10 protein-coding genes and 2 pseudogenes are annotated in these 8,427 nt (G+C 55.6%); 6 read left to right on the plus strand and 6 right to left on the minus strand.

What is annotated here, in order from left to right; translation table 11 throughout:
- Both BMI87_RS21570 and BMI87_RS21575 read right to left on the minus strand, forming a co-directional pair.
- Window positions 1-1,180, minus strand: a 1,180-nt coding sequence (locus tag BMI87_RS21570; RefSeq protein ID WP_078523514.1) for a PD-(D/E)XK nuclease family protein, incomplete at its 3' end; no start/stop codon positions are given.
- Between the two features lie 452 nt (window positions 1,181-1,632).
- Window positions 1,633-3,051: a DUF4365 domain-containing protein gene (locus BMI87_RS21575; protein WP_168175265.1), complete on the minus strand. Its 1,419-nt coding sequence runs from the start codon at window positions 3,049-3,051 to the stop codon at window positions 1,633-1,635.
- Window positions 3,052-3,431: 380 nt separating this feature from the next.
- On the opposite strand from BMI87_RS21575, the pseudogene BMI87_RS22885 reads away from it, so the two are divergent.
- The 6 genes and pseudogenes from BMI87_RS22885 to BMI87_RS22895 form a co-directional block, all read left to right on the plus strand.
- Window positions 3,432-3,587, plus strand: a pseudogene (locus tag BMI87_RS22885) (transposase); the annotation flags it as partial.
- 68 nt (window positions 3,588-3,655) lie between these two features.
- Window positions 3,656-4,021 carry a transposase gene (locus BMI87_RS21585; protein ID WP_078523516.1) on the plus strand — a complete coding sequence of 122 codons (366 nt, stop codon included), beginning with the start codon at window positions 3,656-3,658 and terminating at the stop codon, window positions 4,019-4,021.
- Window positions 4,018-4,281 (plus strand): IS66 family insertion sequence element accessory protein TnpB, encoded by a 264-nt coding sequence (tnpB, locus tag BMI87_RS21590; RefSeq protein ID WP_078523517.1) that lies wholly within the window; start codon window positions 4,018-4,020, stop codon window positions 4,279-4,281. The genes BMI87_RS21585 and tnpB overlap by 4 nt, the downstream gene beginning before the upstream one ends.
- A 26-nt stretch (window positions 4,282-4,307) precedes the next feature.
- Window positions 4,308-4,460 (plus strand): annotated as a pseudogene (locus tag BMI87_RS22890) (transposase); the annotation flags it as partial.
- Window positions 4,427-5,497: an IS3 family transposase gene (locus tag BMI87_RS21595; RefSeq protein ID WP_246832771.1), complete on the plus strand. Its 1,071-nt coding sequence runs from the start codon at window positions 4,427-4,429 to the stop codon at window positions 5,495-5,497. The pseudogene BMI87_RS22890 and the gene BMI87_RS21595, both read left to right, overlap by 34 nt.
- Complete coding sequence (locus BMI87_RS22895; protein ID WP_146681735.1) at window positions 5,494-5,628, plus strand: transposase; 135 nt, start codon at window positions 5,494-5,496, stop codon at window positions 5,626-5,628. Before BMI87_RS21595 ends, BMI87_RS22895 begins: the two co-directional genes overlap by 4 nt.
- A gap of 254 nt (window positions 5,629-5,882) precedes the next feature.
- Here BMI87_RS22895 and BMI87_RS21600 read toward each other — a convergent pair whose 3' ends face one another.
- The 4 genes from BMI87_RS21600 to BMI87_RS21615 all read right to left on the minus strand — a co-directional run bounded on the left by BMI87_RS21600 (window position 5,883) and on the right by BMI87_RS21615 (window position 7,950).
- The gene (locus BMI87_RS21600; protein ID WP_078523518.1) at window positions 5,883-6,071 is read right to left on the minus strand and encodes a hypothetical protein; all 189 of its coding nucleotides are present in this window, start codon (window positions 6,069-6,071) and stop codon (window positions 5,883-5,885) included.
- A complete protein-coding gene (locus BMI87_RS21605) occupies window positions 6,064-6,249 on the minus strand; it encodes a hypothetical protein (RefSeq protein ID WP_078523519.1) in 186 nt (61 codons plus the stop codon). Before BMI87_RS21605 ends, BMI87_RS21600 begins: the two co-directional genes overlap by 8 nt.
- A gap of 175 nt (window positions 6,250-6,424) precedes the next feature.
- Window positions 6,425-7,660 (minus strand): hypothetical protein, encoded by a 1,236-nt coding sequence (locus tag BMI87_RS21610; RefSeq protein ID WP_078523520.1) that lies wholly within the window; start codon window positions 7,658-7,660, stop codon window positions 6,425-6,427.
- The gene (locus tag BMI87_RS21615; RefSeq protein WP_078523521.1) at window positions 7,657-7,950 is read right to left on the minus strand and encodes a type II toxin-antitoxin system HigB family toxin; all 294 of its coding nucleotides are present in this window, start codon (window positions 7,948-7,950) and stop codon (window positions 7,657-7,659) included. The genes BMI87_RS21610 and BMI87_RS21615 overlap by 4 nt, the downstream gene beginning before the upstream one ends.
- Between the last annotated feature and the right edge of the window lie 477 nt (window positions 7,951-8,427).

Below are 8,427 nucleotides of genomic sequence, written 5' to 3' on the forward strand. Positions count from 1 at the left end.
ACCGGCTGATCGCCGCAACCGCCGTAGTGGGGAATTTTACTTCGGCACTTTTGGGGAAAATTAACACGGCGTTGACACTGGAAAGGTCTTCATCCGCAATGAGGTCCTTGCGGAAATAATGGCAGTAGCCCCTTTTGGTGGATCTTTCGCCCGACGCGCTACTAAGTTCTTTTTGCAGGCATTCGCGAAATTCCGGTTTTTCGGCAGGGTCACCGGACAAGGCAATGCAGAAGCTCCAAACCCGCCGGGTTGGATCAAGTGTGAGTTCAAGCGCCAAGAGAGAATGCGAAGGAAGCCAGCGGCTTTCAGAATTGACGAGGCGCGGAAATTCCCGGTTCAGCTTCGCGAACTCAAACCGCTGCCAGTGCATATCGCTCTTGTCCGGTTTAATGGCATCCTTACACCTCTCAGAGAGGTATTTCGCGGTCTCCTTCATATTTCCCGCGTCGATGAAACGCTCAACTGCATCGCGAAGCAAATATGGGCGGTTTTCGATCGCATATTCCAACGCTTCACGATGTTCAGCCCACAGCCTCTTGACGGCATTGTCGAGGGCTTGATCGACCTCTCCTTTTGCCATTCCGTGCCTCCTCATCATCCGAATGTAATCTTTCACGAGCGCGATGCTCCGCGACGTGCCGAAGCGCGGTTTCGGCTCGATCTTGTCCGGTAGCATGGCCTCGATGCGTTCGAACAGATCGCTATAGCTCAGAGGTGACCAGCGACCGTCTCCTTCCGTCGAAGGATCGCGCCCGTCGGGTGTAATAAAGCCATAAATGTGGTCATAGCGTTCGGGGGTATATCTCTGAGTCAGAATTTCTTCGTAGCGCGCCAATTGCTGAGAGCCTTCTTTCGCGTCGATCTTGAGCTCAAGCGCAATCAACAGCCCTGCCTGCGGCCCCGTTGGCGGCAGTTCGATCAGGATGTCGATGTTGTGACGTTCCCGATAGACTTGAGCCTTCCGCAGATCGCGATCAAGCCAAAACCGTTTCGGGCTATCTGAATCATCATCTTCGAGCAGCGAGACCAGCGCTGCCTTAAGCACGTGATCGCCGAACGCGTGGGGACGGGCGGGATCTAGAACGTAACTGAGAAAATTCGAATGGCGGATCTCTTGTCGCACCATGCCCACCGCCTCGAAGGGGCAGAAATAGGCTGTCTTCTCGGCGATTTTGTCCAAGAGCACAGCTCCATTACCCTCAGGTTTGAAGGAGGCATCAAACCTTGCTAGGAACTCGGAGCGGGATCCCATAAGCTGTCCTTCGTTAAATGGATTCAATAAATTTTCAGTCTAATGCGCACTGGAGAAGGCGTTCATTTCAAACCGCGCCGGGTTGTGTTCACCACCGACATTTACCAAGCAGTCAGCCTTATGCCTTTTTTGTCGCCTTGCGACGCTTGCCGGTCAAGCGGTTTTCCCGCCGATTCAACGACGCCGTTCGCATGAATGAACACCAAGGGCGGGGAGCGGTCGTTCGCTGCGAATTGCATGAATGGCTAAGATGTGCAGGAAGAGGACCTTGTCCGGCCTGGTTACATTCCGCAAGTTGCCTTAGGGGTGCGGCGTGGCGATAGGCTACCCGTGAGCCCAAGTGGACCATGCCGCACAACGCACGAATATCTGATCACATTTCAGTGGCCTGATACGATTGTAGTGTCGCAGGAAATAATCTCTCCATTGAATAGAATTCGGATAGGAAAGTCGGGCAAGGGCGGCTCTTGTGCTGTCATTGTGCCTACCCCTGACATGATCGATACGATTTCGTCGTGGAAACCAATCTGATCAGAATTCGTCTTCTGTGCCAAATCATCAATATGGAACGGCTGCTTTTCGTCAGCATACCAGTCCTCTAGCCAAGAAATCAGAGGAGTGCAGGGATGGTCTAAGTAGCGGAGCAGGACCTGACTCTTAGGAATGCCGCCCATCGTTCGGTCGAGATACTCAGTCATCTCATTGAAATACATGATTTGTGAAGCTCGCACTTGTGTTGATCCATCACTCTCGGCTCTCCCAATATGATGAATGTCATAGTAATCGAGAAATTGATTGAAGCGGATTGCAAAGACGTCCGTATAGGGTCCGAATCCCTCTTTCCCCTTGCTTTCATCGAAGCTCGCATAGACCTCGATCTGCACAGCCGGGGTAAGGCTAAGCGTGAAGTACTGGTTGTCATGCACATCGGCATGTCCGCGCATACGAAGAAATTCTACCAAGGCACGACCATTGGTCGTTAATGGCGCGATGAAAGTTGGTTGCTCCATCTTCCGGTAGAGGGAGTCATTGACATCATCGATATCGATCTTCGCAAGGCCGTGGTCGGTCAGCAGGCGGATATACTTTACTATGAACGGGTAGATGTCGCCCCTTGAGAACGTATATGCGATCGGAGCATCCATACCACGAACAATAACATGTTTCCGGATGCGCTGGAGCAGAATACTCGCATGAAATTGAACTTTACTGCAAAGCCCCCAGAGTCCTCCCACGAATAGATCAAGCGCACTAATCGTCACCGCCGCCGCGCCATGGCCGACAGTGATAGTAGTTTCGGCCATCTCGTCTGAGAGCAATTTCAAGCGGCTCGCATCGTAAACCTCCAAGGCAAACAATGTAGCAAGATAACTCGCAAATGCTTCATCGACCTTGTTTGATTTGGAGATGACAATATGGGTGCTTGGCGAAGTCTGGCCCTCGTCGTCGGGCACGTAGTTCGTGACATGATGCCAATAAACTTCGTCATCTTTCGGATGGTAAACGAACAAGAAAAGGTGAATTGACAGTTGCAGCCAATATTCAAGGTCCGCCGGCCGAGCATAAAACTTGAACTGATCTGGTCGATCCCCATTGACGTAGCTCATCCCGGATTTCACCTGCGCACCGATGATCTTCCCCGTAGGAAAATCACCAAGGCACACCTCTATCGTCCCATCGACACCGACATCCTCTTGAAGTAAGTCTCGCCAAATTAGATCGTGGTCGTTACATGCTTTTTCGACGGCAAGTAGCCCAGCCTTCTCGACAGTCGCTGAACTCGATCTTTTTTTTCGCAATAGTAGTCTCCCGCAAGCTCTTGGATCAGATATATGGCAAAATTAGTGCAAAGCTGCCATTGGGGATAGCGGCAAATACTCGGGAGCTCAGTTCAGTAAGCTGTCATTGGCCGGTCGCGTTGAAAGGCAGGATTACCCACCTCGAGGCTTACCGATGCCATCAACGCGAAGGTCCATTTCGCGCAATCAAGCACATCGCTAACGCAATCATGTTGACTTGACACCGGCCATCCGCCGCGCCCTGCACGAAAGTCCGGTATGGGCCGTTCACTTCGCCGAAGCAGTATGGGCGGAAAGCGGTCGATGACCCCAATCGGTTCAAACGTTCTCGCACAGTAGCCGCGCACTTTGGTTTCACGCCGTAGCGATACCAGTCCGGCGAACACGACAACCCAGGTCGCATCTCCAAAGCCGGTGATCAGAATGTCCGAGCGACGCTCTACGCTGCCGCAAATGCGTTGCTCATGCGAACGATGGCCAGATCGCAGATCAAGTCTTGGGGCATGGTAAGCGCCCGATTGATGCCGCCTGCCTGATGGAGGCGGACCGAGATAAGACACGTGCATAACGACGTCTTTAGCGACGTGTCTTATCGGGAGGCGCTATGTTGGGTGAAGTTCTGGGTGTCGAACGGCGCCGTCGTTGGAGCGACGAGGAGAAGCTCGAGATCTTGCTGGAAGTGGGTGCTGGCGGGGCTTCGGTTACGCCAGTTGCCCAGCGGCATGAGCTCACACGCTCGCAAATCTGCGGCTGGCGCCGGGACCTGAAGAAGAAGGGCCCTTGGTCGCCGGATCGGGGAGCAGTCTTCCTGCCTCTTGATTTCGGTGCCCAGTCAGAACCGGCCCACTCCCCGCCCGCTCGCCCGGTTCTTGTCGAGCTGCGTTTGGGGAACGGTCGCTGCCTCCGTTTCGACAGCAGCATGGATGGTGAGGCGCTGACCGGGCTGATCCGCGCGGTGGAAGCGGCATGATCGGCCCAGGCACCGGGGTCCGGGTCTACCTGGCGTGCGGCGCGACCGATATGCGGAAAGGAATTGCCGGTCTCTCAGCCCTGGCCCAGGAAGTGCTGCGCCAGAAACCCACCAGCGGGGCGGTCTTCGCGTTCCGCGGTCGAAAGGGGGATCGGCTGAAGCTGCTCTACTGGGATGGCCAAGGCTTCTGCCTCTATTACAAGGCCCTCGAGCGCGGACGGTTTGACCTGCCACGGGATTTTTCCTCCACCATCGATTAGAGTCCGACCCAACTTGAGGACGGACAATGAAGCGAACGAGATTCACGGACGAGCAGATCATCGGCATCCTGGCCGAACACGAGGCAGGCGCGAAGTGCGCGGACTTGTGCCGCAAGCACGGCATGTCGGAAGGGACCTTCTATAACTGGAAGGCGAAGTTCGGCGGCATGACGGTGCCGGAGGCAAAGCGGCTGAAGACGCTCGAAGACGAGAACGCCAAGCTGAAGAAGCTGCTGGCCGAGCAGATGCTGGACCTGGCGGCGATGAAAGAACTGGTTTCAAAAAAGTGGTGACGCCTGCCGTGAAGCGCGAGGCGGTCGCGCATCTGAAGGCCCAGTTCGGGCTCTCGGAACGGCGGGCGTGCCGGATTGCCGGGGCGGATCGCAAGATGGTCCGCTACCAGACGCAGCGTGCGCCGGACACGGTGCTGCGCGGGCGGTTGCGGGAGCTGGCCAACGAGCGTCGGCGGTTCGGCTATCGGCGGCTCTTCGTGCTGCTGCGGCGCGAGGGAGAAGCCTCGGGGATCAACCGGATCTACCGGCTCTACCGCGAAGAAGGCCTGACGGTGCGCAAACGAAAGGCACGGCGCAAGGCTGTCGGGACGCGAGCCCCGATCCTGGTCGAGGCGCGGCCCAATGCGCGATGGTCGTTGGATTTCGTTCACGACCAGTTCGCCAACGGTCAGCGTTTCCGGGTGCTCAACGTGGTCGACGATGTCACCCGGGAGTGCCTCGCGGCGATCCCGGACACCTCGATCTCGGGGCGCCGTGTGGCTCGTGAACTGACTGCCCTGATCGAGCGCCGCGGAAAGCCGGGGATGATCGTCTCTGACAACGGCACCGAACTGACCAGTAACGCAATCTTAACCTTCGCTACCGCGCACCGGATCGAGTGGCACTACATCGCCCCGGGCAAGCCGATGCAGAACGGTTTCGTGGAGAGTTTCAACGGCCGGATGCGCGACGAGCTACTCAACGAGACCATGTTTCGTAACCTGGCTCATGCGCGCGTCGTGATCGCCGCTTGGGCTGCCGACTACAACACCGAGCGTCCGCATTCGGCTTTGGACTACCAGACCCCGGCTGACTACGCGCGGGCCCTGACCACCGCAATCGCCCGCCCCGCTACGCGAGATGATAACTCCGCGCGTCGGGCGATTGCTCAACCTGCGCCGATCGGCGTAAACACCAACCGGGCTCCGGTCGTGGCTGGATGAAAGACCCATGGCAGGTCACGAACACCAAGGCCGGGGTCGCGCGCCTGACCTCCGCCCAGCTGGCGATGCTCTGGGAAGGGATCGATTGGAGGCGCCCGGACTGGGGCGCACCACCCGCGCGGGTCGGGTAGATTATCTATCTGAATCCACATGTTTTATTGGCCATCTCGACCTGTGAATGGTATCACTCGGCATGTCCGATGATGCCCACATTCTCTCTGATGATCCTGCGGTCCTGAAGACGATGATCGCCGCACTTCAACACCAACCGGGCTCCGGTCGCGGCTGGATGAAAGTTCAGTGGCAGGTCAGGGGGATCTCCCGCGTTATCTCAAAGCGGGAAACGCGGCTCGGTTCATCCGAGCCGCGTACTGGATTGGGCACTTTAGTTTTTGCGCCGGTGTTTTGTTGGGTCCACCAAACGATACTTCTGCCCCTTTTGCTCTGGCGGCGGAAGAGGTTCATTGCGTGTGACAGTGCGTTCAACTCCGGTTCCACCCCCACGCGGGCCGGTGATTTCATACTGTCCAGAACGCGGCGCTTTTTGACCTGGCTTGAGAAGTTTGTCAGACATGAGACGCCTCCTGTGCTGCAGGAGGGACATTTGTAAAGCGCTTTCCGGTCGCGATTTCGCTGATGCGCCCCTGATTGAGATCAAAGTCGGCAGCGATCCGATGCTGAAAATCGCCCTTCGCAAGGCGAGCCTTGATGATCGACACCTGCTCAGGCGTCAGAGTTTTGATAGTAGCCATCCGGCGTACTCCTTGGCGCTTGTTAAAACATTTGCCCTAGAGTCCCGAACCGTCTATCCCTTGCTTACCACCACAAGAGCGCTTCGGTCTCCGGAGCTACAACGAAGAGGGTGCGCCTGTATCCTTTCGTCGTGTTGTGAAAGCGGGGACGCCTTGCCGGGCGCCCCCGCTAAACTCAGCAGATTGAATCCTCCATCAGCAATGGACGAACCTGTTTCGCGCCAACGAACTGCGAAAGCAGCCTGTAGTTCTGCTTCTCGTGGCGTATGCGGCCTGCGATGATGGCAGGATGAACCTTTGCTTGCCGCGAAAGGGAAATAACGTTCTGCACACTGGGGCTAGAACGCACTGGATGGCCGTCCCACAGCTCCGAGGGGATGAGTGCTTCTTGCGCCCACTCGTCAGCCTCCTGTTCGCGGATATCATCTCGTTCATGGTTCCGCTCACGAAGTTGCAGATCGTCAATGAAGACCTCCCCGTCTCCATTGTTGAAGTGCCGCCCCAAGTGAGCCAGTTCATGAAGTAAGCAGAACCAGAAATTATCCAGACGATCATATCGGATCGTCATGCCCACAACTGGAACACTATCCACTGTCCAAAGTGCTGCACCGTCCAAATAGGTCTTTGGCAGGTGAGAGGCGACAACAAGCGCGATGCCATGCTTGGCGAGTCTTTCCTTGGCAAGCTTTGGCCCTTCGTCAAATTCACTTAAGCGGGCCAAGTCACGGAGAAAATCAAGGTCGATAGTTCCTTGTTCATAGACACCTTCCAGCCCCGCTTGCCGCGCTTTGCAAAGAATGTGCAGGCACCAAGCTTGTAAAGCATGAACATCTGTTTTGGCGTTAGCTCGTGAACCTCCACCTTGGCGAAACAAGGCCTGTGGCAGCGCTTGCTGCCCTCCAACGCACGCGACCATCTTCTGCACAATTTCTTCGGTGCGATCCTTGATGTCTGCTGTTTTCTTGATCCAGCCTAGTTTGGCAATTTGCATCACAGGAAAACGCTCGAAATCGATCCCCGCCGGAGCGGTCGGCAGAGCGCTACCATCTCGTATGAGCACATCGGCCGGAATGCCCAAATGTTCATTCAAAGCCCGTATCATCTTGAGAGTCAGGCTTCGTTTTCCACTCAGAACTTCCGATGCCTTTGCGCGACTTCCAAAGATTGGGGCCAGGTCGCTCTGATTCATGTTGAGCTGCTGCATGCGAAACTTGATTGCTTCGATTGGATCTGGCGCGTCCATCGGAAAATGATGATCTTCGTAGACCTCGATTAGTGTCGCCAGCACATCGAGCTCATCATCTTCTGCTTCGGAACGGTCAAGGTCCATCAGCGCTTCAACACGGGCAAGTGCAGCAGTGTAATCCTGCTCGGAATGAATTGGCCGAATATGATGCTCGTTCATAGTCATACTTTCTCCGCGTCGATTTGATCATATTCCTCGTGAGTTCCGAGGAACCGAACAAAGCCGATACCCTTCTCGTAGTCGAACCTGACAATCAGTCGATATTTGTTGCCACAAATATTGAAGACCACTCGTCCGCCCTTCAAAATGCTTGCATTGCGATACTGCGCCTTGACCTCGGCTGGTGTTTTCCAGCTCGCGCGATGCGCTTCTGCCCACCAAACATCCAACTGCGACTTCGAGTCTGGGAAGCGTTTGGAAAAGGCAATCAACTTCGGTCGAGCAATGATTCTCATTATTTATCTAGTCCAACGTTCCCGTACAGTCAAGAGGTGCATTGCTCCCTATTAGGGACCATCTATCAGATTCGTGCCTTTGCGGCAAATTCGGCAGCGAAGGGAGTTTCTTGGTCCACTCGTGATGCCGATGTCTAAAGTGCGCAGAATACAACCCAACGGCAAGGCTGAGCACCATTACTTGTGAAAATTTGGCTGGATCGTTTTCTTTGATTGTTGATCCTAGCCCCGGATCACGACGGAGTTATTCACCCGCGCGGGTAGGTCGAAGGGACCGCAGTTTTCAAATTACGGTTCCTCATCGCACTGCCTGAACCATCTCCCAGTCAGTGTATTGGTGAATGGTAGGTATGCTGCGCCGCCCTGCGGCATCATGGCAATAGGGCGGACGGCCGGTTTGGGCCGAGGCTGTGTGGAAACTGAAGTCCATGGTATATTTCCGCAAGGCAGCGGGAGGCACGGATGGCGGGTTTCATT

The organism is Thioclava sp. F28-4 (genome assembly GCF_002020045.1).
GTDB classification, from domain to species: domain Bacteria; phylum Pseudomonadota; class Alphaproteobacteria; order Rhodobacterales; family Rhodobacteraceae; genus Thioclava; species Thioclava sediminum.

What these genes read in the sequence shown, in the direction of transcription:
- BMI87_RS21605 (WP_078523519.1), bottom strand. Translation starts at nt 6,249, where the DNA reads ATGGCTACTATCAAAACTCTGACGCCTGAGCAGGTGTCGATCATCAAG.
- BMI87_RS21600 (WP_078523518.1), bottom strand. Translation starts at nt 6,071, where the DNA reads ATGTCTGACAAACTTCTCAAGCCAGGTCAAAAAGCGCCGCGTTCTGGA.
- BMI87_RS22895 (WP_146681735.1), top strand. Translation starts at nt 5,494, where the DNA reads ATGAAAGACCCATGGCAGGTCACGAACACCAAGGCCGGGGTCGCGCGC.
- BMI87_RS21610 (WP_078523520.1), bottom strand. Translation starts at nt 7,660, where the DNA reads ATGACTATGAACGAGCATCATATTCGGCCAATTCATTCCGAGCAGGAT.
- BMI87_RS21615 (WP_078523521.1), bottom strand. Translation starts at nt 7,950, where the DNA reads ATGAGAATCATTGCTCGACCGAAGTTGATTGCCTTTTCCAAACGCTTC.
- BMI87_RS21585 (WP_078523516.1), top strand. Translation starts at nt 3,656, where the DNA reads ATGTTGGGTGAAGTTCTGGGTGTCGAACGGCGCCGTCGTTGGAGCGAC.
- tnpB (WP_078523517.1), top strand. Translation starts at nt 4,018, where the DNA reads ATGATCGGCCCAGGCACCGGGGTCCGGGTCTACCTGGCGTGCGGCGCG.